This is a genomic window from Streptomyces sp. NPDC088157, assembly GCF_044741545.1.
Taxonomy (GTDB): Bacteria; Actinomycetota; Actinomycetes; order Streptomycetales; family Streptomycetaceae; genus Streptomyces.
On sequence record NZ_JBIUSU010000007.1, the window covers coordinates 45177 to 69023 of the forward strand.

21 protein-coding genes are annotated in these 23847 nt (G+C 72.2%); 6 read left to right on the plus strand and 15 right to left on the minus strand.

Going from position 1 to position 23847, the window contains the following annotated elements; all coding sequences use genetic code 11:
* Window positions 1–151 precede the first annotated feature (151 nt).
* From ACIPFH_RS27145 to ACIPFH_RS27155, 3 genes are all read right to left on the minus strand, one after another.
* Window positions 152–1330, minus strand: coding sequence for a dipeptidase (locus tag ACIPFH_RS27145; protein ID WP_401830306.1), 1179 nt, complete (start codon window positions 1328–1330; stop codon window positions 152–154).
* A gap of 5 nt (window positions 1331–1335) precedes the next feature.
* On the minus strand, window positions 1336–1833 hold the full coding sequence (purE, locus tag ACIPFH_RS27150; protein WP_401831120.1) for a 5-(carboxyamino)imidazole ribonucleotide mutase: 498 nt from the start codon (window positions 1831–1833) through the stop codon (window positions 1336–1338).
* 77 nt (window positions 1834–1910) lie between these two features.
* Complete coding sequence (locus tag ACIPFH_RS27155) at window positions 1911–3083, minus strand: 5-(carboxyamino)imidazole ribonucleotide synthase (RefSeq protein ID WP_401830309.1); 1173 nt, start codon at window positions 3081–3083, stop codon at window positions 1911–1913.
* A 198-nt stretch (window positions 3084–3281) separates the two neighbouring features.
* Between ACIPFH_RS27155 and ACIPFH_RS27160 the strand changes: the two genes are divergently transcribed.
* Entirely contained in the window at window positions 3282–3797 is a 516-nt protein-coding gene (locus tag ACIPFH_RS27160) for a GtrA family protein (protein WP_401830310.1), read from the plus strand.
* A 15-nt stretch (window positions 3798–3812) separates the two neighbouring features.
* On the opposite strand, the gene ACIPFH_RS27165 is transcribed toward ACIPFH_RS27160, so the two are convergent.
* Window positions 3813–5087: an ATP-binding protein gene (locus ACIPFH_RS27165; protein WP_356247210.1), complete on the minus strand. Its 1275-nt coding sequence runs from the start codon at window positions 5085–5087 to the stop codon at window positions 3813–3815.
* Between the two features lie 133 nt (window positions 5088–5220).
* Complete coding sequence (locus ACIPFH_RS27170) at window positions 5221–5898, minus strand: response regulator transcription factor (protein ID WP_020128522.1); 678 nt, start codon at window positions 5896–5898, stop codon at window positions 5221–5223.
* A gap of 527 nt (window positions 5899–6425) precedes the next feature.
* Here ACIPFH_RS27170 and ACIPFH_RS27175 point away from each other — a divergent pair.
* Window positions 6426–7922 (plus strand): oligopeptide:H+ symporter, encoded by a 1497-nt coding sequence (locus tag ACIPFH_RS27175; protein WP_401830312.1) that lies wholly within the window; start codon window positions 6426–6428, stop codon window positions 7920–7922.
* Window positions 7923–8013: 91 nt separating this feature from the next.
* Here the strand turns inward: ACIPFH_RS27175 and ACIPFH_RS27180 are convergent, their stop codons facing one another.
* From ACIPFH_RS27180 to ACIPFH_RS27205, 6 genes are all read right to left on the minus strand, one after another.
* Window positions 8014–9285, minus strand: coding sequence for a hypothetical protein (locus ACIPFH_RS27180; RefSeq protein ID WP_401831122.1), 1272 nt, complete (start codon window positions 9283–9285; stop codon window positions 8014–8016).
* A gap of 68 nt (window positions 9286–9353) precedes the next feature.
* Window positions 9354–10460, minus strand: a complete 1107-nt coding sequence (locus tag ACIPFH_RS27185; RefSeq protein ID WP_401830314.1) for a hypothetical protein — start codon at window positions 10458–10460, stop codon at window positions 9354–9356.
* Between the two features lie 16 nt (window positions 10461–10476).
* On the minus strand, window positions 10477–11316 hold the full coding sequence (locus ACIPFH_RS27190; RefSeq protein WP_401830317.1) for a hypothetical protein: 840 nt from the start codon (window positions 11314–11316) through the stop codon (window positions 10477–10479).
* Window positions 11317–11348: 32 nt separating this feature from the next.
* Window positions 11349–12056, minus strand: coding sequence for an LPXTG cell wall anchor domain-containing protein (locus ACIPFH_RS27195; RefSeq protein ID WP_401830320.1), 708 nt, complete (start codon window positions 12054–12056; stop codon window positions 11349–11351).
* Window positions 12057–12509: 453 nt separating this feature from the next.
* Window positions 12510–13100 carry an ATP-binding protein gene (locus ACIPFH_RS27200; RefSeq protein ID WP_401830323.1) on the minus strand — a complete coding sequence of 197 codons (591 nt, stop codon included), beginning with the start codon at window positions 13098–13100 and terminating at the stop codon, window positions 12510–12512.
* A gap of 224 nt (window positions 13101–13324) precedes the next feature.
* On the minus strand, window positions 13325–13720 hold the full coding sequence (locus tag ACIPFH_RS27205) for an STAS domain-containing protein (RefSeq protein WP_401830325.1): 396 nt from the start codon (window positions 13718–13720) through the stop codon (window positions 13325–13327).
* A gap of 239 nt (window positions 13721–13959) precedes the next feature.
* On the opposite strand from ACIPFH_RS27205, the gene ACIPFH_RS27210 reads away from it, so the two are divergent.
* The 4 genes from ACIPFH_RS27210 to ACIPFH_RS27225 all read left to right on the plus strand — a co-directional run bounded on the left by ACIPFH_RS27210 (window position 13960) and on the right by ACIPFH_RS27225 (window position 18048).
* Complete coding sequence (locus ACIPFH_RS27210) at window positions 13960–14895, plus strand: RNA polymerase sigma factor SigF (RefSeq protein WP_356247222.1); 936 nt, start codon at window positions 13960–13962, stop codon at window positions 14893–14895.
* Between the two features lie 156 nt (window positions 14896–15051).
* Window positions 15052–16530 (plus strand): ricin-type beta-trefoil lectin domain protein, encoded by a 1479-nt coding sequence (locus tag ACIPFH_RS27215; protein WP_401830327.1) that lies wholly within the window; start codon window positions 15052–15054, stop codon window positions 16528–16530.
* Between the two features lie 60 nt (window positions 16531–16590).
* Complete coding sequence (locus ACIPFH_RS27220; RefSeq protein WP_401830330.1) at window positions 16591–16809, plus strand: DUF397 domain-containing protein; 219 nt, start codon at window positions 16591–16593, stop codon at window positions 16807–16809.
* 192 nt (window positions 16810–17001) lie between these two features.
* Window positions 17002–18048 (plus strand): DMT family transporter, encoded by a 1047-nt coding sequence (locus tag ACIPFH_RS27225; RefSeq protein ID WP_401830331.1) that lies wholly within the window; start codon window positions 17002–17004, stop codon window positions 18046–18048.
* Here the strand turns inward: ACIPFH_RS27225 and hutI are convergent.
* Genes hutI through hutU form a run of 4 tightly spaced genes read right to left on the minus strand, consistent with a single transcriptional unit; the run spans window position 17988 to window position 23456 of the window.
* On the minus strand, window positions 17988–19175 hold the full coding sequence (hutI, locus tag ACIPFH_RS27230) for an imidazolonepropionase (RefSeq protein ID WP_401830334.1): 1188 nt from the start codon (window positions 19173–19175) through the stop codon (window positions 17988–17990). The two genes, ACIPFH_RS27225 and hutI, sit on opposite strands and share 61 nt — an antisense overlap.
* A gap of 56 nt (window positions 19176–19231) precedes the next feature.
* A complete protein-coding gene (locus ACIPFH_RS27235; protein WP_401830335.1) occupies window positions 19232–20581 on the minus strand; it encodes a formimidoylglutamate deiminase in 1350 nt (449 codons plus the stop codon).
* The gene (locus ACIPFH_RS27240; RefSeq protein WP_401830337.1) at window positions 20578–21795 is read right to left on the minus strand and encodes an allantoate amidohydrolase; all 1218 of its coding nucleotides are present in this window, start codon (window positions 21793–21795) and stop codon (window positions 20578–20580) included. The genes ACIPFH_RS27235 and ACIPFH_RS27240 overlap by 4 nt, the downstream gene beginning before the upstream one ends.
* Complete coding sequence (hutU, locus tag ACIPFH_RS27245; RefSeq protein ID WP_401830340.1) at window positions 21792–23456, minus strand: urocanate hydratase; 1665 nt, start codon at window positions 23454–23456, stop codon at window positions 21792–21794. The genes ACIPFH_RS27240 and hutU overlap by 4 nt, the downstream gene beginning before the upstream one ends.
* Between the last annotated feature and the right edge of the window lie 391 nt (window positions 23457–23847).

Genomic DNA, 23847 nt, shown 5'->3' on the forward strand with positions numbered 1-23847 from the left:
GGCCCGGCAGAGGCAGCCCGGAAGAGGCGGTGCGGGAGGCGCGGCCCGGCAGGGGCGGCCCGGAAGAGGCGGCCCGGCAGGGGCGGCCCGGCAGGGGCGGCCCGGCAGGGGCGGGGGCCGCATCGGCCGCCCGCCCCGACCGACGTTACCGTCAGCAGTCCAGCGATTCGATCGTCGCGTGGGAAGGCGGCCGGGTCGCCTGGAGGTCGCGGGCGACGTCCTCCGCCGCGCCGAGCACGCGTACCGCGTTCTGCCAGGTCAGTTTGGCGAGATCCGGCTCGGACCAGCCTCGGTCGAGGAGCTCCGCGATCAGGCGGGGGTAGCCGGAGACGTCGCCGAGGCCTTCGGGGGTGAAGGCGGTGCCGTCGTAGTCGCCGCCGATGCCGAGGTGGTCGATGCCGGCGACCTCGCGCATGTGGTCGAGGTGGTCGGCGACCGTCGCGACGGTGGCGACGGGGCGGGGGTTGGTCTCCTCGAAGGCCCGGTGCACCTTCATCGCCTCGGGGGTGGTGGCGAGGTGGTGGAAGCCGTGGGCGCGCATGTTCTCGTCGGCCGCGGCCGTCCAGTCGACCGCCGCCTGGAGGACGAACTTCGGCACGAAGGTCACCATCGCCACGCCGCCGTTGGCGGGGAGGCGTTCGAGGACGTCGTCCGGGATGTTGCGGGGGTGGTCGCACACCGCCCGCGCGGAGGAGTGCGAGAAGATCACCGGCGCGGCCGTCGCGTCCAGCGCGTCCCGCATCGTCGTCGCCGCCACGTGCGAGAGGTCGACGAGCATGCCCTCGCGGTTCATCTCGCGCACGACCTCACGGCCGAAGGTGGACAGGCCGCCGGCCCTGGGTTCGTCGGTCGCGGAGTCCGCCCAGTCCACGTTGTCGTTGTGGGTGAGCGTCATGTAGCGCACACCGAGCGCGTACAGGCCGCGCAGGGTGCCGAGCGAGTTGGCGATGGAGTGGCCGCCCTCCGCCCCCATGAGGGAGGCGATGCGGCCCTCCGCGCGGGCCGCCTCCATGTCCGCGGCCGTCAGCGCCGCGCGCAGGTCCCGCGGGTGGCGGGCGATGAGCCGCCGCACGCAGTCGATCTGCTCCAGCGTCGCCGGGACGGCGTCGGGGAGGTCGGCGCGCACGAACACCGACCAGTACTGCGCGCCGACCCCGCCCGCGCGCAGCCGGGGGATGTCGGTGTGCAGGTGGGCGTGCTGGTCCGTGGCGATGTCACGGGCGTCGAGGTCGTAGCGGACCTGCTCGCGCAGCGCCCAGGGCAGGTCGTTGTGGCCGTCGACGACGGGGAACTCGCGCAGGAGCTCGCGGGCCGCGTCCAGTGAGGTCATCTCCGTCACTTTCCGAAACCGAAGCCGTTCGAACCCTGGACCTTGGCGCGCAGGCGCTTGCCCTTCTCGGTGGCCTGGTCGTTCAGCTCCTGCTGGAAGTCCCGCATACGGGTGAGCAGCTCCTCGTCGTGGGCGGCGAGGATGCGGGCGGCCAGCAGACCGGCGTTGCGGGCGCCGCCCACCGAGACCGTGGCGACCGGGACACCGGCCGGCATCTGCACGATCGACAGCAGGCTGTCCATGCCGTCCAGGTACTTCAGGGGCACCGGTACGCCGATCACCGGCAGCGGGGTGACGGAGGCGAGCATCCCGGGCAGGTGGGCCGCGCCGCCGGCGCCGGCGATGATCACCTTGAGGCCGCGCTCGGCCGCCTGCTCGCCGTACGCGACCATCTCGCGCGGCATGCGGTGCGCGGAGACGACGTCGACCTCGTACGTGATCTCGAACTCGTCGAGGGCCTGGGCGGCCGCCTCCATGACGGGCCAGTCGCTGTCCGACCCCATGACGATGCCGACCACGGGGAAGGGGGGCGCGTCAGCGCTCGTCGAGGGGTGGTGGTCGGGCGACGGGAGGGCAGGGCTCATTCGGTGATCGTGCCTCTCAGGTAACCGGCTGCGTGACGTGCGCGTTCGAGGACGTCGTCCAGGTCGTCGCCGTAGGTGTTGACGTGGCCGACCTTGCGGCCGGGCTTCACGTCCTTGCCGTACATGTGGATCTTCAGCTGGGGGTCGCGGGCCATGCAGTGCAGGTACGCGGAGTACATGTCCGGGTAGTCGCCGCCGAGGACGTTGACCATGACCGTCCAGGGGGCGCGGGGGCGCGGGTCGCCGAGCGGGAGGTCGAGGACGGCGCGGACGTGGTTGGCGAACTGCGAGGTGATCGCGCCGTCCATCGACCAGTGGCCCGAGTTGTGCGGGCGCATCGCCAGTTCGTTGACGAGGACGCCGGAGGAGCCGTCGGCGTTGCGTACCTCGAACAGTTCGACCGCGAGGTGACCGACGACGTCCAGTTCCTTGGCGATCCGCAGGGCCATCTCCTCGGCCCGCAGGGCGAGGGCGCCGTCCAGACCGGGCGCCGGTGCTATCACCGTGTCGCAGACGCCGCCCACCTGCTGCGACTCGACCACCGGGTAGGCGACCGCCTGTCCGTGCGGGGAGCGTACGACGTTGGCGGCGAGCTCGCGGACGTAGTCGACCTTCTCCTCCGCCAGGACGGGGACGCCGGCCCGGAAGGGGTCCGCCGCCTCCTCGGCCGAGTCGACGACCCACACGCCCTTGCCGTCGTAGCCGCCGCGGACGGTCTTGAGGACCACCGGGAAGCCGTCGCCCTCGTCGCCTTCGGCCAGGCCCTCGGCGGCGAACGCGGCCACGTCCGCCGGGTCGGTCACGATCCTGTGCCGGGGGCAGGGGACGCCGATCGCGTCGAGTCTCGCGCGCATCACCCCCTTGTCCTGGGCGTGCACCAGCGCGTCGGGGCCCGGGCGGACGGGGATGCCGTCCGCCTCCAGCGCCCTGAGGTGCTCGGTGGGAACGTGTTCGTGATCGAAGGTGATCACATCGCACCCGCGGGCGAACTCACGGAGCGTGTCGAGATCGCGATAGTCGCCGATGACGACATCGCTCACGACCTGCGCCGCGGAATCCTGTGGGGTGTCACTGAGGAGCTTGAATCTGATGCCGAGCGGGATGCCCGCCTCGTGTGTCATACGAGCGAGCTGGCCCCCGCCGACCATGCCGACTACCGGAAACGTCACGACCCCAGGATATCGGCCACGCCACCGAGGCCGAATCCCGTGTCTCTTACCGGCACCTTCCCCGTCTCATACCTGTCATTTCCCCGCTTCTTCCCCGCTGGTCACCGACCCGTGAGCCGGACCACAGGAAACCGACAAGAGTGGTGGTTAGCATGGCTGGGTTGACGAAACCGATCCCGGACGGGGGCCTGTACGACCATGGCACATGGTTCCTCGGGGCTGAGGAGGGTCGTCCGCGAGCTCGCCAAGTTCGGAGCCGTGGGCGGCGCGGGGCTGCTGGTCAACCTCGGCGTCTTCAACCTGGTCCGGCATGTGACCGACCTGCAGGTGGTGCGGGCCAGCGTCATAGCCACCGTCGTGTCGATCGTCTTCAACTACGTGGGGTTCCGCTACTTCACCTACCGTGACCGCGACAAGAGCGGGCGGACGAAGGAACTGACCCTGTTCCTGCTGTTCAGCGCGGTGGGACTGGTGATCGAGAACGGGCTGCTGTTCGCGGCGACGTACGGGTTCGGCTGGGACAGTCCGCTCCAGAGCAACGTGTTCAAGTTCGTCGGCATCGGCATCGCGACCCTGTTCCGGTTCTGGTCGTACCGGACGTGGGTGTTCCGGGCGCTGCCGGCCAAGGAGGCCGTGGCCGGCGCCGATTCGCTCCTCACCGTGGCCGAGCAGGCCCGCAAGCCCGAGCCGAGGGCCGAACAGCGGGTGGGCTGAGCCGCTGACCCGGCGCTACCTGACCGTCGGCTCGCCGTCCTCCGCCGTCCGCTTCTGCGGGGCCGTGCGGGACAGGAACAGGCCGAAGACCGGGGGCTGGGCCTGGAGCATCTCCAGCCGGCCGCCGTCGGCCTCCGCCAGGTCGCGGGCGACCGCCAGGCCGATGCCCGTGGAGTTGCGGCCGCTGATGGCCCGCTCGAAGATGCGGGCGCCCAGATCCGCCGGAACGCCGGGGCCCTCGTCGGTGACCTCCACGACGGACTGGTTGCCGGTGACGCGGGTGCGCAGCGCCACCGTGCCGCCACCGTGCATCAGAGAGTTCTCGATCAGCGCGGCCAGGACCTGGGCGACCGCGCCCGGCGTGCCCACCGCCCGCAGATTGCGCTTGCCGGAGCTGACGATGGCCCGGCCCACACCGCGGTAGGCGGGGCGCCACTCGGCGAGCTGCTGCTGGATGACCTCGTCGAGGTCGAAGGTGACCGCCGAGCCGGTGCGCGGGTCCCGGGCGTTGGTCAGAAGGCGTTCGACCACGTCCGTCAGGCGCTCCACCTGCGTCAGGGCGATCGTCGCCTCCTCCTTCACGGTGTCCGGGTCGTCGGTGAGGGTGATCTCCTCCAGGCGCATGGAGAGGGCCGTCAGGGGCGTGCGCAGCTGGTGGGAGGCGTCTGCCGCCAGCCGGCGTTCGGCGGTCAGCATGCGGGCGATGCGCTCGGCGGAGGCGTCGAGGACGTCGGCGACCCGGTCCAGCTCGGGAACGGCGTACCGCTTGTGCCGGGGCCGCGGGTCGCCCGAGCCCAGCCGTTCCGCCGTCTCCGCGAGGTCGGTGAGGGGGGAGGCGAGGCGGTTGGCCTGGCGAATGGCCAGCAGCACCGCCGCGACCACCGCGAGCAGCGCCACCAGAGCGATGATCAGCAGCGTGCGGCCGACCTCCCGGGTGACCGTGGAGCGCGGTTCCTGGACCAGGATGCTCTCTCCCTCCTCGCCCTGGGCCGTGGCCCTGATGACATCGCCCTCGGGCTTGGTGCCGACCTGGATGACCGGCCGGCCGGGGATCCGGATCTCGGCGTAGCGGTCCTGCGTCACCTGGTCGCGCAGTATCTCGGAGGTGACGTTCTCGGAGCCCACCAGCCGGCTGTCCACGATGCTGGCCAGCCGCAGCGCCTCGGAGTCCACCCGCTCCTGGGCGCTGTTGCTGATCGTGCGGGTCTCGACGATGACGAGGGAGACCCCGAAGACGGCGATGACCACGAGCACGACGGCAAGCGTGGACTGAATGAGACGGCGACGCACGGAGCCCTCCGGACGGTGACTTCACAGGGCCGGTGCGGGCAACCGACTCAGGGGCGCGGGGAACTGCGCGAGAAGCCCCACGGCCCGCAACCGACGACGCGACGCGCGCGGTCGGCCGACCCCGGTGGAGCGGTCAGCTCTTCTCGAAGCGGAAACCGACGCCCCGCACGGTGGCGATGTAACGAGGGTTGGCCGCATCGTCGCCGAGCTTCTTGCGCAGCCACGAGATGTGCATGTCGAGGGTCTTGGTCGACGACCACCAGGTGGTGTCCCAGACCTCCCGCATCAGCTGGTCGCGGGTGACGACCCTGCCCGCGTCACGGACGAGGACCCGCAGCAGGTCGAACTCCTTGGCGGTGAGCTGGAGTTCCTCCTCGCCCATCCAGGCGCGGTGCGACTCGACGTCGATGCGGACGCCGTGGGTGGCGGGCGGCTGCTGCGGTTCGGACGCGCCGCGCCGCAGCAGGGCCCGGACCCGCGCCAGCAGCTCGGCCAGCCGGAAGGGCTTGGTGACGTAGTCGTCGGCGCCCGCGTCCAGACCGACGACGGTGTCCACCTCGTCGGCGCGCGCGGTCAGGATGAGGATCGGGATGGCGTGGCCCTCCGAGCGCAGCCGGCGGGCCACCTCCAGGCCGTCCATGCCGGGCAGCCCGAGGTCGAGCACGACCAGGTCGACGCCGCCCTGCATTCCGGCGTCGAGCGCGGTGGGGCCGTCCTCACGCACCTCGACCTCGTAGCCTTCCCGGCGCAGAGCGCGGGCCAGCGGCTCCGAGATGGACGCGTCGTCCTCGGCGAGCAGTACACGGGTCATGAGCTGATGGTAGACCGCGCCGGGCGGCGGCCGAAGTGTGATCGCCCAGCTGTCTCTTACTCAGGGACATGCCGGACAGACGGCGTGCCGAGCGGTCGGCCGTTCCCCCGTCGATCTTGGTACGGACCTGCGGTCGGGGGGTGGCATCCTGGTGGAGACCTTCAAAACACCGCCCACGGTTCCTTGATCACCTGTGATCCGTGTCTCAAGTCCTTCCATATCAGGCGTTGTGCTGTCGTATGGTGAAGTAACGCCTGTAGCACGCACGGACCTTCGGCGGTCGGCTTGACGTCGAGGGTCTCCTTTGTGTGCGGGCCGGTCCCCGCCGGCCCCCGAAGGAATGACCTGTGGCCGGGCCCCCGACTCGAGGGGCGTGGATCCCGGCGGCCGCCGTCCGCCGCTCCGAGACCCGGAGCGGACTCCCCCGGGGCGTGGGGGTGGACGACACGGTCCGCCGGTGCCGGCCGCCCCCCACCGGGCGCGCGACGCTCCACCGCGGCGCGCGTCCCGAGCAGCAAGGAACGACCATGGCGTCCAGCCTGACGAAGGACTCGGTGACTCCGGGCACCCCCGGTTCCGAGAAGACCTTCTTCGGCCACCCCCGCGGACTGGCCACTCTCTTCATGACCGAGATGTGGGAGCGGTTCTCCTACTACGGCATGAGGGCCCTGCTCCCGCTGTACCTCGTCGCTCCGGGCGGCCTGCACCTCGGTGCGGCGACCGCGACCGCGATCTACTCCGTGTACGTGTCGCTGGTGTACCTGCTCGCGATGCCGGGCGGATGGTTCGGCGACCGGGTCTGGGGTCCGCGCAAGACCGTCGCCGTCGCCGGCGGGGTCATCATGCTCGGCCACCTCACGCTGGCGCTGCCCACGTCCGGCACCTTCTACGCCGGCCTCGGCCTGGTCGCGATCGGCTCGGGCCTGTTGAAGGCCAACATCTCGACGATGGTCGGCCACCTCTACGAGGGCCGGGACGACGCGCGCCGCGACGGTGGCTTCACCGTCTTCTACATGGGCATCAACCTCGGCGCCTTCGCCGCGCCGCTGATCATCGGCACCATCGGCGAGAACGTCAACTGGCACTTCGGCTTCGCGCTCGCCGCGCTCGGCATGGCGCTGGGTCTGGCCCAGTTCCTGCTCGGCAGCCGCCACCTCGCCGACCGTTCCAGCGTCGTCCCGACGCCGCTGTCCGCCGAGGAGAAGTCCTCGACGCTGAGCAAGGCCGCGATCTGGGCCGGCATCGCCCTCGTCTTCTACGCGATCGTCGGTTTCTCCGGCCACTACACGCTGAACTGGCTCCTGGTCCCGCTGACCCTCCTCGGTGTGATCATCCCGGTCATGGTGCTGACCCGCATCAAGCGCGACAAGGACCTGGACCGCACCGAGCAGTCCTCGATGTCCGCGTACATCTGGTTCTTCGTCGCCGCGGCCGTCTTCTGGATGATCTACGACCAGGGCGGCTCGACCCTGTCGATCTTCGCCGACTCGTCGGCCGAGAACACCGTCTTCGGCTGGGAGTTCCCGGTCTCCTGGTACCAGTCCGTCAACCCGGTCCTGATCATGGCCCTGGCCCCGGTCTTCGCCTGGACCTGGCTCGCGCTGAACCGGCGCGGCAAGGAGCCGAGCACGATCGTGAAGTTCGCCTCGGGTCTGCTCCTGGTCGGCGCGTCCTTCTTCCTCTTCCTGGCCCCGCTGTCGATCGCCGAGGGCGGTCACAAGGCGGCCGCGCTGTGGCTGGTGGCGATCTACTTCGTGCAGACCGTCGGTGAGCTGCTGCTCTCGCCCGTCGGCCTGTCCGTCACGACGAAGATGGCGCCCGCGAAGTACGCCTCGCAGATGATGGGCGTGTGGTTCCTGGCCGTCACCGCCGGTGACGCCACGACCGGCCTGCTGTCCATCGCGGGCGTCGACCTCGACAAGACCGGCGTCGTCACCCTGGAGGCCATGCTCGCCGTGGTCGCCGGTGTCGCGGTGTGGATGTACCGCAAGAAGGTCAGGACGCTCATGGGCGACGTGCGCTGACGTCCGCTTCCGTGCGTGCCGGGAGGGCCGTCGTACCCGGGTGGGTACGACGGCCCTCCCCCCGTTCCGGCTCAGGGTCTCCGGGCCGGACTCAGCGCATCCTCCTGCCCGGCATGAACGTGAAGACCGCGCCGCCCAGCAGGATCGCCGTGCCCGCCACCAGGCCCAGGGCCTTCAGCGTGCCGTGGTCGCCGGAGCCCGTCTCCGCGAGGCCGCCGCCGGTCGACGACGTCCCGCCCGAGGAGGACGAAGAGCCGCTGCCGCCGGACGCGCCGCTCGCCTGTTCCGAGGTGTCCAGGGTGAGGGAGACGGCCGTCCTGTCCGGAGTGCAGGTGGTGGTCGTGCCCATGGCCTCGATCGTCAGGACGCCCGGGGAGAGCGTGGACGTGCCGGTCGCGCCGGGTTTGTAGACGCCCGTGAGGTCCGGGATCTCGATCGGGTCGTTCTGCGCGATCGGCGCGGAGTTCAGCGGGCCCTGCACCTTCACCGAGCCCTGGTCCGCCCCGCCCAGCACGATCTGCATGGTGGGTTTCACCTTGCCGGCCGGGATGTCGATCGGGCTGTCCATCACCGACTTCTTGAACTGCACGGTGAGGGCGTAACTCCCGCCGTTCTTCTTGGCGTTGATCTGGATCGGCGAGGTCGCCTTCTTCACCCCGAGGGGCGAGTCACAGGTGTAGGGGATGTCGACGACCTTGCCGGTGAAGTCGGTCTGCCCGCCGTCACCGCCGGTCGCGGACGAGGACGGGGAGGTGCTGGGCGTGCTGGACGGGCTCGACGAGGGTGACTGACTCTGGCTCTGCGAGGGGTCGGGCGACGTACTCGGCGAGGCCGAACCCGAGCCCGTTCCCGAACTCCCGCCTCCCGCCGTCACGGTGATGGTCGCCGCCGGCTGGACGGCTTCCGTCGGCCCGCACTTGGTGTCCGTGGACAGCGCGTTGACGACGTACGCGTCCGGAGTCAGCGTCACCTGCCCGGCCGCCGTCAGCTTCAGCGTGCCCTTCATGTCGGACAGCGTCATCGCGCCGCCCTTGGGGATCGCCGGGTTCTCGCGGGGGCCCTGCATCGCGATGTCCGCGGTCTGCGCGCCGGCCGCCTTGAGGGTGCCGGACGGCTGGACCGAGTTCGCGGGCAGGTCGATGAGGTCGGGGTTCTTCGAAGCGGCCTGGGTGAACTTCCACACGATGTCGACGGTGTCGCCGACCTTCGCGGTGGCCGGCACCGAGATGTCGACCTTGGTGGTGCCGATGACGTCGGGCAGGCCGATGCCCGAGGGCGGAACGCACTTGGTGGCGTAGGACACCTCGGCGGCCTGCGCCTGCCCGGCGGTCACGCCGAGCAGGACGGCCGCCCCGGTGAACAGGACGGCGGCGCCCGCCGCTGCCGCTCTCTTCCGCGCGGGCGCACGGTGGGGTGATACGGCTCTCTCACTCACGTGGATCCCTTCCTGCCAGGAGTCGTGGGAGTCGTGGGACTCGCCGGACGGTCTTCGTGCGGTGCGGAGAGCCGGCCCGCCGGGCCGCCCGGACCGGTGTCCGGGGTGAACCACGGCAGGGTCGCGTTCGGGGTGGGGGGCGCGGGCCGCGGGGGCGTGGTCGCCGTCCTGCGCCTGCGTCCCGGGGTGCGCGCGGGCCGTCGGGCGGCATGGCGCGGGCGCATCCGGTCCACCACCGCCATCCCGACGCGGAAGACCGCCGCCGGCACCACCAGGCAGAGCAGGATCCAGAACAGGGTCACGCCCCAGGGGCGGCCCACGCCCCACGGCTGCTCGGCCAGGACCTTCCCGCCGTACTTCAGGGAGACGGTGTAGTCGCCGTGGGCGCCGGCGGTGAGTTCGACGGGCAGTTCGACGCGGGCCTTCTCGCCGGGGCCGAGTGTGCCGTGCCACTGCCGCTCGTCCCACTGCGGGGCGAACACCCCGTGAGCGGTGCCCACCTGGAAGACGGGGTCCTTGACGGCCGCGGTGCCCACGTTGCCGACGGTGAAGGCCAGCGTGCGCGAGGGCGGCGCGCCGAACCAGGTCAGCAGACCGCCGGAGCCGTCGAGCCGGGTGTCGCTGAGCACGGACAGGCGTCCGCCGGCGGTCTGCGCGGGAAGCGGTTCGACCGGGTGTCCGGCCACCTGGAACACCGCGTCGGCCTGCGCCTTCGCCCCGGTCGCCGTGGCCACGTGCACCACACAGGGGCACGGCACCGGCGGCTCGGCCACCGGCAGCGCCCGGCTGAAGCGGCCGTCGGCGTCGGTGGTGACGGCGCGACCGTCGCCGTTGGCACAGGAGTTGGTACCGCCGACCACGCCCCGGGCCGGTGTCGCCCGCCCGCAGACCAGCAGCATCAGCAGCGTGCGCGACCGCCAGCCGCTGCCGCTCACGGTGATCGAACCGCCTGTGCCCGCCTGCGACTTGGAGAGGGTGACGGCCGGCTTGCCCTCCGCGGCGGCCGCACCGGCCCACGGCAGCGAGAGCGGGAGCAGCGTCAGGATCAGGGCCGTCACCAGCACCGTGATCCGCGGCCGGCCCCTTACGCCGGCTCCGCTCATGCCGGCGCGTCTCACGTCAGCGCGTCTCACTCAACGCTCCCCTCGCCCGGGTGGCAGCCGCGGCCGCCCGGCGTCCGCGTCGCCGTACGGCCACGACGGCCGCCGCGACCGACAGGACGCCTGCCGCCGTACCCGCCGCCGCGCCCCACGGCACGAACCGCGCCGACGCCCGGCCGGTGGCCCGTGCCGCGCCCGGTGCGGTCACGGTCAGCCGGACGGTGACCGCGTCCAGGGCCGGGCGGTCGCGCCACGGTTCGTCGAGTTCGAGGCGGCGGCCCGGGGCCAGGCGGACGGGCAGGGTGCGCGGAGCGCGGTCCAGGACGGCGCCGAGGACACCGTCCGCGTGCACGGCGAGCCGCGGGACGACGGCCGTCGTCCCGCGGTTGACCAGCTCGTACGTGATGCGGTCGCCGCGTACGGCCACATGCTCGACGGTCAGCGCGGCCAGCTCCGGGCCGCCGACCCGGATCAGCAGCCGGACGGCGGACTCCCGGCCGGTGGAGTCCCGTACGACGAGCTGACCGGCCCGGTCGCCGGGCGGCGCGTCCGCAGGGACCGTCACCGTGAAGGGCACCTCGGCGCGGGTGCGGGCGGGGATGTCGAGGGCCGGTTCGGCGAAGGCGACCCGCAGGCCGCCACCGGTGGCGCGCAGCCGCACGGTCAGCGGCCGCGTACCCCGGTTGGTCACGGAGAGCGTGTCCTGGAGCACCGCCCCCGGCGCACCCTCCGCGTAGAAGGACGGCCGCCCGCCACCGGAGGGCGCGACCGACCAGCCGCCGGGGTCGGCCGGGGTGGCCGCGAGCAGCAGCGGGAGCGACAGGGTCAGCAACAGGGCACGGGCGGCGGCGTACGGCATCGGCGGCTCCAGCACTCGTACGGAGGGGGCGGTCAGCGGCGGGCGCGTGCCGTCTGGTTCCGCCGGGTCAGCCAGAGAGCGCCCGCCGCGCCCGCGAGCAGCACCGTGCCGCCGAGGGTGCCCAGGGCGATGGCGGAGTCCTCGGGGCCGGTCTGCGGAAGGTCGCCGCCGGAGCCGCCGTCGCTCGTCGTGCCGCCGGACCCGCCGCCGCTCGTGCCGCTCCCGCCGCCGGACGCCGTCACGTCGAGGGTCAGGGAGGGGCCGGGCTTGTTGCTCGGCGTACAGGTGGTGGTCGTGCCCATCGCCTTGATGGTGAGCACACCGGCCGTGAAGGTGACCTTGCCGGTCTTCTTCGGGGTGTACGTACCGCTCAGGTCGTTGATCTTGATGGGGGTGTTCTCGGGTATCGCGGCCTGGTTGGCGGGGCCGGTGACGTTCAGGGTGCCGCCGTCCACGCCGCCGAGCTTGATCGTGGCGCTCGGTTTCATGGCGCCCGCGCCGAGTTCGATGGGGCTGGAGGAGACGCCCTTCTGCCAGGACATGGTGATCTTGTAGCCGCTGCCGCTCTTGACGCCCTGGATGTCGATCGGCGATACGGCGGTCTTCACGCCGATGGGCGTGTCACAGGTGTAGTTGACGTTCACGACCTGGGCCATGGCCGCCGGGGCGGCCATCCACACCGCCGAGCCGGCCAGGGCCGCGGCAGTCGCGAGCGCTGCGGTTCGTTTCCGGTTCGACACGGTCCCGTCCCCTCACTGCCACCACCCCGCCCTTACTGACGAGGCATCAGATTGAGCCGTCAAGGTACGCCGGGGGCGATGAGGAGGGAAGAGAAGGTACGCGCCGGAGTTGTGACGATCCGGCGCGCGGGTTCAGGGGGTTGTGCGGACGCGCGGAACCGCCCGGCGCCGAGGCATGTGGGGGACGGCGACCGTCCCGTCGGGACACCGATGCCGCTCCGGAAGAGTCGGCAGCGGACGGCCGGGAGGCCCCGGGCCGTTGCAGGCATGCCCGCACCGCGGATACCCGCCGTCGGCCGGGTGCCACGAGAGCGGGCTTCCCCCGCTTCCCCGGAGGCCGAGGCCCGCACGACGGCCGGAGCACAGGGCACGCACGACGGCCGGAGCACAGGGCACGCACGACGGCCGGAGCACAGGGCACGGCCGGCCGCGGGTTTCCGGGCTCCGTGGCCGTCAGGCCGGGGCGCCCAGTTCCGCCCAGACCGTCTTGCCCGTGACGCCCGGGGTGCGCACTACGCCCCAGTCCAGGCAGAGACGCTGGACGATGAACATGCCGTGGCCGCCGGGGCGGCCCGCGCGGTGCGGGTTGCGCGGGGCCGGCTGACCCGCGCCGCGGTCGGAGATCTCGACACGGATCACCTTGTTGTCGCAGCTGAGGACCATCCGGTCCGGCCCCTCGGCGTGCAGACACGCGTTGGTGACCAGTTCGGAGACCACGAGCAGCACGTCCTCGGCGGCGGCCCGCCGGTCGGCGGTGGCGGCGGGCAGCCAGTCCCACGCGTACAGCGCCTGTCGGGCGAAGTCCCGGGCGAGCGGGACCACCCCGCCGACGTCGTCGAAGCTCAGACGACGCACCTGGCGACCGCCCGGCGAACCGGACGCGGATGCGGATGCCACGGTCGCCGCGCCCCCCTGGGACGCCTCAGCCACCTGTGCGCCTCCCTGGGACGCCTCAGCCAGCTGCGGGCCCCCCTCGGACGCCTGGGAAGCGCCGCTGGACTCCGGGCCGCGGTCGCCCGGCGAGCAAGGCCGGGTGGTGCTCATCAGCGCTTCACCTCACCGATTCCCCGATTCACCAGATCACAGTTCACAGTTCAAGAGTCGGATCACTACAGAGTTCTCTTCTGTACGTGTTCTGTACGTACACGGACGGCGTTCGCGTCGGCATCGGCACCGACTTGTTCGGGTTCAGGATGTCTCCTGCCCGAGGGAACCGCCGGAACACCCCCCGTTCACGTCCGTTCGCACCCGTTTCCGGCGAGCGAGGCTCAGCCGTCCTCGTCACGCCCGTCGTGCCCGTCGGCCAGGGCCGCGTCCACCGTGTCGTGCACGGTGAACACCGCGTCCGCGCCGGTGATCTCGAAGACCCGCGCCACCACGGGGAGCATGCCCGCCAGATGGACCCCGCCACCGGCGGCCTCCGCCTTCAGGCGGGCGCCGAGCAGCACGTTGAGTCCGGTGGAGTCGCAGAACTCCAGACGGGTGCAGTCCACCACGAGGCGACTGAGCCCCTTGGAGAGGCAGTCGTCCAGTGGCTCACGCAACAGATCGGCGGTGTGGTGATCGAGCTCACCCGCCGGGGTCACAACGGCGCTCGCGCCCACTTGCCGCACTTCGACCAGAAGCCGGCCAGACTGTGCGCTGCCGACCGTCCCGCGGTCCATGCCGTCTCTTCTCCTGGGGTCGTTGACTGCTTGCTGACGCCCTCGCACCTTACGCCTTCGACCCGTACCTCAACACCCGAACAATCGCACACAAACGGACATAACCGTACAAAATGCACTTGCGGCAGGGCAAGTAAAGCGGGTAGGGCTAGTAGGAGCACGTACCCGACACGGCCGGCTTTGGAGGCGCCGCACACCGCAGTGCGCTCACTGGCTTCGGCAGCCATACGCCGAGAACGATGGAGGACATCATGTCACCCCGGCTCGACGCACCGCCTACCCGCGGAGCGACGTCGACACCCCCTCCGGAACAAGAACATCTGGAACCCATCGCGCAGGACGCGGCAGCGGACGTCGACCCCACCGACATCCTCGCCGACTTTCCGGAGATCCCCCCGTACGACGAGGTGACCGCCGTCGACGCGCGGGCTCTGTCCAAGACCCTGTTCGCGCGGCTCGAGTCCCTCGAAGAGGGCACGTACGAGTACTCGTACGTCCGCAACACCCTCGTCGAACTGAACCTCGCGCTGGTCAAGTTCGCCGCCTCCCGCTTCCGCTCCCGCAGTGAGCCGATGGAGGACATCATCCAGGTCGGCACCATCGGCCTGATCAAGGCGATCGACCGTTTCGAACTGTCGCGCGGCGTCGAGTTCCCGACCTTCGCGATGCCAACCATCATCGGCGAGATCAAGCGCTTCTTCCGCGACACCTCGTGGTCGGTACGCGTCCCGCGCCGGCTCCAGGAGCTCCGGCTCGAGCTGGCCAAGGCGGGCGACGAACTGGCCCAGAAGCTGGACCGGGCGCCCACCGTGGTGGAGTTGGCGGAACGCCTCGGCATCTCCAACGAGGAGGTCGTCGAGGGCATGGCGGCATCCAACGCGTACACGGCCTCGTCGCTGGACGCGCAGCCGGAGGAGGACGACTCCGAAGGCGCCCTCGCCGACCGGATCGGCTACGAGGACCACGGACTCGAAGGCATCGAGTACGTGGAGTCGTTGAAGCCGCTGATCGCCGAACTCCCCTCGCGGGACCGCCAGATACTCTCCCTCCGCTTCGTCGCCGGCCTGACCCAGTCGGAGATCGGCGAGGAGCTCGGCATCTCGCAGATGCACGTGTCGCGGCTGCTCTCGCGGACGCTGGTGCGCCTGCGCAAGGGGCTGACCGTCGAGGAATGAGACCTCTCCCGGGGGGCAGTGGCCCCCCGGGACACCGTCTCGCACCCTCTTACCCCGGAAACCTCGCCACGCGACGCCCGTCGCCACTAAGGTCACCTCCACCCCAGACTGACCAGTACGTCAGCAGCCGGACGATCCGGCGAGGAGGCGACCCTCATGGATTCCGACGCGCACCTCACCGAGCTGCTGCGCGCGGCTCCCGCCACGGCCTATCCGGCGCTGCGCGAACTGCGCGCCCGCCACGACCCGGCCGTCCTGGCGTACGCCCGCCTGTGCACGACGAGCGAGCCGGCCGCGCGGCGACTGGCGGCGGAGGCGTTCACGCTCGCGGCCCGGGAGACGGCCCGCGGCAACGACCCCGGCGGCGCGTGGCGGCATCAACTCCTGCTGCTGACCGGACGGGTGGCGGCGAGCTGGGCCGTGGACGACCGGGCCGGCGGGCTGGACACGGGACTTCTCCTCGTCCTGAACACGACGACGGCACCGGCCCCGAACGGCCCGCTGCCGCCCCTGCTCCCCGCGTTCCGCTCGCTGCCCTCGGACGCGCAGGGCCTGATCTGGTACGGCGTGGTGGAGCGGGAGCCGGTCGACCGCACGGCGTCGCTGCTGGGCCTGACGGCGCAGGACGTCACCTACGGAACGGCCCCCGCCCTCCACGCCCTCGCCCAGGCCGCGCTGCGACTGCGCCTCGCCGCCTCCGACGATCCTCGCTGCGCGGACTTCCGCCGGCTGATCGAGGAGTCCACGCGTGCGCAGGGCGCCCGCCACAGCCCCGACCTGGAGGCCCACCGCGCGCACTGCCCGCACTGCGCGACCGCCTACGAGGAGCAGTGCGCGGTGCGCGACGACCCGCGCGGGGCGCTGGCGGAGGGGTTGCTGGCGTGGGGCGGGACGGCATACGCGAGGGAGGAGCGCGAGCCGTCCGGCGGCAGGGTGCCGGCGGCCGCACGGAAGGCGTCGCGCCGCTTCGTCCTGGCCTCGGCGGCGCTGGGCGTCGCGGTGGTGCCGCTGGCCGTGCTCCTGCTCCGGCCCTCGGGCGACGCGGGGGACTCGGCGGGCGCGGTCGTCACGGGACCGTCGAGCGTCCCGCCGGTGACGGTGACGGCGACGGTCCCCGCACCGCCCGCGCCCTCCCCTACGCCCTCCGCGTCCCCGTCCCGGCCGCCGAGTTCTTCCCCGCCCGCCACGAGCGCCGCGCCGAGACCGAGCCCCACCCCCTCCCCGACCCGCGCGCCCGGCATCGCGTACGCCCAGGTCGTGAACGTCGCCACGCGGCGGTGCCTGGAGGTCGCGGGCGACTTCGACAACGGCACGGACGTGGTGACGGCGCCGTGTTCCGCCTCGCCCAGCCAGCGGTGGCGGGTGGACGCGGCACGCGGCGTCGTCCAGTCCTCCGCCGACCAGGACTTCTGCCTGGACAGCCGGGGGTCCGTGGACAAGGGGGTGGGGGTGTGGAAGTGCGAGTCCGTGGAGGGTGACAACGGGGCCAACCTGCGGTTCACCGTCGACGACGACGGGACGATACGCCCGGCGATCGCCATAGAGACGGCGCTGACGGCGGACGCGAGCGGCGGAGTGTCGCTGAACCCGCTGGACGAGGACGGGGACCAGCTGTGGCGGGCGGGCGCGGGGTGAGCGTCGTTCGCCTATGCCGAGCGTTCGCGTGACCTCATCCGCCAACTCGCGAAGGAACGGGTGAGGCGCAGCACGGCCGCTCCCGACGACTGGCAGAAGTCGTCCTTCTCCGGCGGCGACGGCGGCGACGGCGACGGCAACGGCAACGACTGCGTAGAACTCGCCTCCACCCCCACCACCCTCCACCTCCGCGAGTCCGACGACCCCGCCACGGTCCTGACGACCACGACCACGCCCCTCACCCACCTCCTGCATGCCATACGCGCCGACTGCCTCTGACCAAGGGGAGCCGGTTTCCGTCCCCCCGTGTCAGAGGCATCCGGTTGGACGGGCGTGTGACTGTCCGGGGGAGCCACGTCGTCCTCATCGTGGAAACCCATTGGCCGGAGTCCTCCGGGTGACTACTCTGACCCAGCCCTCTGACCAGCAGAGCCGCTGGGCCAGCCCCGTCCTCTGCTCATGAGGAGACCCATGCCCACCTCTCCTGACTCCCCTGCCGGTCCCTCCCGTGCCGGGCGGCTCGCCGATGTTCCGGTGCTGCTCGTCGCCGTCGTCTGGGGCTCCAGTTATCTCGCCGCCAAGGGCGTCACCACCGCGGACACCGTGCCGGCCGTCCTCGTGCTGCGGTTCTCCGTGGTGCTGCCGGTGCTGGTCGTGGCGGGGTGGCGGCGGCTGCGGGCGCTGAGCGGCGCACAACTGCGCGGGGCCGGGATCCTGGGGCTGATCCTGGCCGTGATCTTCCTGCTGGAGACGTACGGCGTCGTGCACACCTCCGCGACCAACGCCGGGCTGATCATCAGTCTGACCATGGTGTTCACGCCGCTCGCGGAGAGCCGGGTGCGCGGGGTGCGGCTGCCGGGGGCGTTCATGGCGGCGGCGGGGCTTTCGGTGCTCGGCGTGGCGCTGCTGACGCAGGGCGCCGGGTTCACCGCGCCGTCCGGGGGCGATCTGCTGATGCTGGGGGCCGCCGTCGCCCGTACTGTGCACGTGCTGGCCATGGCGCGCATGGACTCGGTGCGCGGCGCCGACGCGCTGTCCCTGACGACGGTGCAACTGGGCTCAGCGGTGGCCGTGTTCGCGGTGCTGGTGGCGATGCCGGGGACGGGCGCCTCGCCGTGGGCGGCCGCGTCGGAGTTCGACGGCGGGGACTGGCTGGGGCTGGTCTACCTCTCCGTGTTCTGCACGCTGTTCGCGTTCTTCGTGCAGATGTGGGCGGTCCGCCGTACGTCGCCGTCCCGGGTCAGCCTGCTGCTGGGCACCGAGCCGGTGTGGGCGGCGGCCGTGGGCATCGCGCTCGCCGGAGACCGGCCGGGGTGGCTCGGCCTCGTGGGCGCGCTGCTCGTGCTCGTCGGCACCGGATGGGGGCGCACGGTGGCGGACCGGGGGCGGGAGCCGTCGGCCGACCCCGCCGGGGCGACCGCTCGCACCTCCGCTCGGGCAACCGCCGAGGAGCCCGCTCAGACGACCCGTACGCCGCGCCGCCACACCTCCGAGACGAGCGGTACACCGGGCCGGTAGGCCAGGTGGACGTGGCTCGGGGCGTCCAGGAGGATCAGGTCGGCGAACGCGCCGGGGGCCACCCGTCCCACGTCCGTGCGGCGCAGGGCCGCGGCCCCGCCCGCCGTCGCCGACCACACCGCCTCGTCCGGCGTCATCCGCATGTCCCGCACCGCGAGCGCGATGCAGAACGGGACGGACGACGTGAAGGACGAGCCCGGGTTGCAGTCCGTGGAGAGGGCGACCGTGACGCCCGCGTCCAGCAGGCGGCGGGCGTTCGGCCACTCGGCACGGGTGGAGAACTCCGCGCCGGGGAGGAGAGTGGCGACCGTGTCGCCGCTCGCGAGGGCGTCCACGTCCGCGTCCGTGAGGTGGGTGCAGTGGTCGGCGCTGGCCGCGTCCAGCTCGACGGCCAGTTGCACGCCGGGGCCGTAGGAGAGCTGGTTGGCGTGGATGCGGGGGTGCAGGCCCTTCGCCCTGCCGGCGGTGAGGATCGCGCGGGCCTGGTCGCCGTCGAAGGCGCCCTTCTCGCAGAAGACGTCGATCCAGCGGGCGTGCGGGGCGCAGGCGTCGAGCATCTCGCCGGTGACCAGGGCCACGTAGCCGGCCGGGTCGTCGGCGTAGTCGGGGGAGACGATGTGGGCGCCGAGGTAGGTGACCTCGTCGGTGTGGGCGGCGGCGAGGCGCAGGGCGCGGGCCTCGTCGGCGACCGTCAGGCCGTAGCCGGACTTGGTCTCGAAGGTGGTGGTGCCCTGGCGGAGGGCCTCGGAGAGGAAACGCGTGAGGTTCGCCTCCAGTTCCCCGTCGGTGGCCGCCCGGGTGGCCGCCACCGTGGTGCGGATGCCGCCCGCCGTGTAGCCGCGTCCCGACATGCGGGCGTTGAACTCCTCGGTTCGGTCGCCCGCGAAGACGAGGTGGGAGTGGGAGTCGACGAAGCCCGGGAGGACCGTCCGGCCACCGGCGTCGACCCGGTTGTCAGTGGCGGGTGCTTTGCTTGATTCACCGGTCCACACGACGCGGTCGCCCTCGATGACGACGGCCGCGTCCCGGACCGGACCGAGAGGGGATGCGTCACCGAGAGAGGGGTCGTTGGTGACCAGCGTGGCGATGTTCGTGATGACGGTGCTCGTGCCGGTGCTGCTGCTCATCGTCGTGTCCTCGTGGCTGACGGGAGTGGGGTCGGGGGCGACGGCGGCCGCCGGGGTCAGGCGTGCAGGGCCGCGACGGCCCGCGCGAGGGCCTGCGGCACATCCGGTACGAGCGTGTGCGCCCCGTCGCGTACGACGTGCCGCCCGGCGACGACCGTATGCCGTACGTCCGCCGCGGTCGCCGCGAATACGGCCGTCTCGGCGCCGAGCCTGGGCACCGGGCCCGCTGTCCTGACCGAGTCGAGCGCGATGGTCGTGAAGTCGGCGGCCGCGCCGGTCTCCAGGGTGCCCGCGTCCGGGTTTCCGAGGGCGGCGTGGCCGTCGGCGGAGGCGGCGCGCAGCAGGGCCGCCGCCGTCCAGTGACCTCTGGTGCGGGTGCGCAGCCGCTCGTTCAGCTCCATCGCGCGGGCCTCTTCGAGGAGGTCGATGACGGCGTGGCTGTCGGAGCCGAGGGAGAGCGGTGAGCCCGCGGCCTGGAGGGCGACGGCCGGGCCGATGCCGTCGGCGAGGTCCCGTTCGGTCGTCGGGCACATGCAGGTGCCGGTGCCGGACCGGCCGAGGAGGGCGATGTCCTCGTCGGTGAGGTGGGTGTTGTGGACGCCGGTGGTGCGCGGCCCGAGGACGCCGTGCTCGGCGAGGAGCCGGGTGGGCGTGCGGCCGTGGGCGGCGAGGCAGGCGTCGTTCTCGGCGGTCTGCTCGGACAGGTGCACATGCAGCGGTGCCCGGCGCTCCTCGGCCCAGCGCGCCACGGTCGCCAACTGGTCGGCGGGCACGGCCCGTACGGAGTGGACGGCCGCCCCGATCCTCGCGTGATCCCGTTCCTTGAGAAGTGAACAGCGTTCGGCCCAGGCGTCCGCGTCGCCGTCGGAGAAGCGGAGCTGGTGGGCGGTGGGGGGCTGTCCGAAGCCGGCGGACAGGTAGGCGGTGTCGAGGAGGGTGATCCGGACACCGGCTTCGGCGGCGGCCTCGATCAGGGCCTCGCCCATGGCGTTCGGGTCGGCGTAGGGGGTGCCGCCGGGGGCGTGGTGCAGGTAGTGGAACTCGCCGACGGCCGTGATGCCGGCCAGCGCCATCTCGGCGTACACGGCACGGGCCAGCTGGTGGTACGTCTCCGGGGTGAGCCGGTCGGCGACCGAGTACATGACCTCGCGCCAGGTCCAGAACGTGCCGGAGCCGACCTGGACGGTGCCGCGCAGGGCACGGTGGAAGGCGTGGCTGTGGGCGTTCGCCAGGCCGGGGAGGGTGAGGCCACGCAGCGTCTCGGCGCCGGGCGGCGGGGTGTCGGCGCCCGTCCGGACGGCGGTGATGCGGCCGTCCGTCACCTCGAGGGCCACGCCCGGCTCGACGTTCGTGTCGAGCCAGGCGTGCTCCAGCCAGTACGTCCGTGTCCGCTGCGTGGAGGTCACCTGCGGGCCAGTCCTTCCAGTACGTCGGCGAGGGCGTGCACCCCGGCCACGCAGTCGTCCTCGGCGGCGAACTCGGCCGGGGAGTGCGAGACGCCCGTGGGATTGCGCACGAACAGCATGGCGGTCGGAATGGTCCCGGACAGGATTCCGGCGTCGTGTCCGGCGCCGGTGCCCAGGACGGGGACCTTGAGGTCCGTGTCGCTGCCGAGGATGCGGCCGAGTTCGTCGCGCAGGGCGTGGTCGAACTCGACGACGGGCGTGAACGACTCGCGCACGACGTCCAGGTCGACGCCGTGGGCCTCGGCGTACTCGCGCGCGGCCTGCTCCACACCGCCGACCACCGTGTCGAGGGTGGCCTGGTCGGCGGCGCGGGAGTCGAGCCAGCCGCGCACCAGGGAGGGGATGGCGTTGACGCCGTTCGGCTCCACGGAGATCTTGCCGAACGTGGCGACGGCGCCCGCGAGCCGGGCCTCGCGGCGGGCGGTCAGCACGGTCTCGGCGTACGGCAGCATCGGGTCGCGCCGGTCCACGAGGCGGGTGGTTCCGGCGTGGTTGGCCTCGCCCCGGAAGTCGAACCGCCAGCGCCCGTGCGGCCAGATGGCGCTGGCGAGGCCGACCGGGTCCCCGCTCAGGTCGAGAGCGCGCCCCTGCTCCACGTGGAGTTCGACGAAGGCGCCGATACGGGCGAGCCGCTCCGGGTCGGGGCCGATAGCGTCGGGGTCCTGCCCGGCGGCCTCCATGGCCTGCGGGAGGGTGATCCCGTCGCCGTCGGTGAGCCGGTGGGCCTGTTCGACGGTGAGGCGGCCGGCGGTGAGCCGGGAGCCCACGCAGGCGAGCCCGAAGCGGGCGCCCTCCTCGTCACCGAAGTTGACGAGAGCGAGCGGCTTGGCGAGCCGGACGTCGCGTGCCCGGAGTTCGTCGAGGGCGGCGAAGGAGGACACCACGCCCAGGGGCCCGTCGAAGGCGCCGCCGTCCGGCACGGAGTCGAGGTGCGACCCGGTGACGACGGCGTCCCCGGCCGCCGGATCCCCGAGCCACGCCCACTGGTTGCCGTTGCGGTCGACCTCGTACGTCAGTCCCCGTGCCTCGGCCTGCTCCCTGAACCAGGCCCGGCAGTCGGCGTCGGCGGCGGTCCAGGCGTAGCGGCGGTAGCCGCCGGAGGCGGAGCTGCGGCCGACCGGCAGCAGCTCCGCCCACATGCTGTGGAACGTCACGCGTCGTCACCTTCACGCATGGGGACCCGCACGCCGCGCTCGTCCGCCGCGGTCTCGGCGATGTCGTAGCCGGCGTCGACGTGCCGGATGACGCCCATGCCGGGGTCGTTGGTGAGCACGCGGCGCAGCTTCTCGCCGGCGAGCTTCGTGCCGTCGGCGACGGAGACCTGGCCGGCGTGGATGGAACGGCCCATGCCGACACCGCCGCCGTGGTGGATGGAGACCCAGGAGGCGCCCGAGGCGACGTTCACCATGGCGTTCAGCAGCGGCCAGTCGGCGATCGCGTCGGAGCCGTCGAGCATGGCCTCGGTCTCGCGGTACGGAGAGGCGACGGAACCGCTGTCGAGGTGGTCGCGGCCGATGGCCAGCGGGGCCGCCAGCTCACCCGACGCCACCATGTCGTTGAAGCGCTCGCCCGCCTTGTCGCGCTCGCCGTAGCCGAGCCAGCAGATGCGGGCGGGCAGGCCCTGGAAGTGGACGCGCTCACCGGCCAGCTTGATCCAGCGGGCCAGGGACTCGTTCTCCGGGAAGAGCTCCAGCATCGCCCTGTCGGTCTTGGCGATGTCGGACGCCTCGCCCGACAGAGCGGCCCAGCGGAAGGGGCCCTTGCCCTCGCAGAACAGCGGGCGGATATAGGCGGGGACGAAGCCGGGGAAGGCGAACGCCCGGTCGTAACCGGCGAGTTGCGCCTCGCCACGAATGGAGTTGCCGTAGTCGAAGACCTCGGCGCCGGCGTCCATGAAGCCGACCATCGCCTCGACGTGCCGTGCCATCGACTCGCGGGCCCGGGTGGTGAAGCCGGCCGGGTCCTTCGCGGCGGCGTCGGCCATGTCCTCGAAGGCGATCCCGGTCGGCAGGTAGGCCAGCGGGTCGTGGGCGGAGGTCTGGTCGGTGACGATGTCGATGGGGGCGCCCATCGCGAGCAGCTGCGGGACGAGCTCGGCGGCGTTGCCGAGGACGCCGATGGAGAGCGGCTTGCGCTGGTCGCGGGCCTCGACGGCCAGCTGGAGCGCGTGGTCCAGGTTGTCCGCCCTGACGTCCAGGTAGCGGTGCTCGATGCGGCGGTCGATGGCGCGCGGGTCCACGTCGACGCAGATCGCGACGCCGTCGTTCATCGTCACGGCGAGCGGCTGCGCGCCGCCCATGCCGCCGAGGCCGGCGGTGAGGGTGATGGTGCCCGCGAGCGTGCCGCCGAACTTCTTCGCGGCCACGGCGGCGAAGGTCTCGTAGGTGCCCTGGAGGATGCCCTGGGTGCCGATGTAGATCCAGGAACCGGCGGTCATCTGGCCGTACATGGTGAGCCCGAGGTGCTCCAGGCGCCGGAACTCCTCCCAGTTGGCCCAGTCGCCGACGAGGTTGGAGTTGGCGATGAGGACACGCGGGGCCCACTCGTGGGTCTGCATGACGCCGACCGGGCGGCCGGACTGCACGAGCATCGTCTCGTCCTGCTTGAGGGTCCTGAGCGTGCGGACCATGGCGTCGAAGGAGCGCCAGTCCCGGGCCGCCTTGCCCGTGCCGCCGTAGACCACGAGCTTGTCGGGGTGTTCGGCGACCTCGGGGTCGAGGTTGTTCTGCAGCATCCGCAGGGCGGCTTCCTGCTGCCATCCCAGGGCGCTCAGTTCCGTACCGCGTGGCGCTCGTACGGGGCGGGGTCCTGACATGGTCTGCCTCCTTGCGGATGGGTGATCCCGGCGGTGTTGCTGTTGTTATTCACATCCTGACTTGATGAATAGAACTAGTCAATACATCGGGGCCAGAGCGTGCCGCGGCGCGCCACGCCACGACGGGCCCCCGACCGTCAGCAGCAGGGTCGCCGGAAGGCCGACGGCACGGCAACGGCGAGGCGAGGGCGAGGTGGGGCGTGGCGCGGAGCGAGAGCGGAGCACGGGGCGAGAGCCGGGCACGGGCGAAGCTGTCAGCGGCAGCACCGGCGACGAGAGGGCGCGCGGCTTCGCGTTCACCACCCCGTACACACGCGCACGCCGTTGACGCGCGCCGAGGGGCACGGTGTTGAACGGTACGGAAGGGGCGCATGGGGCGTCGATACGGCCC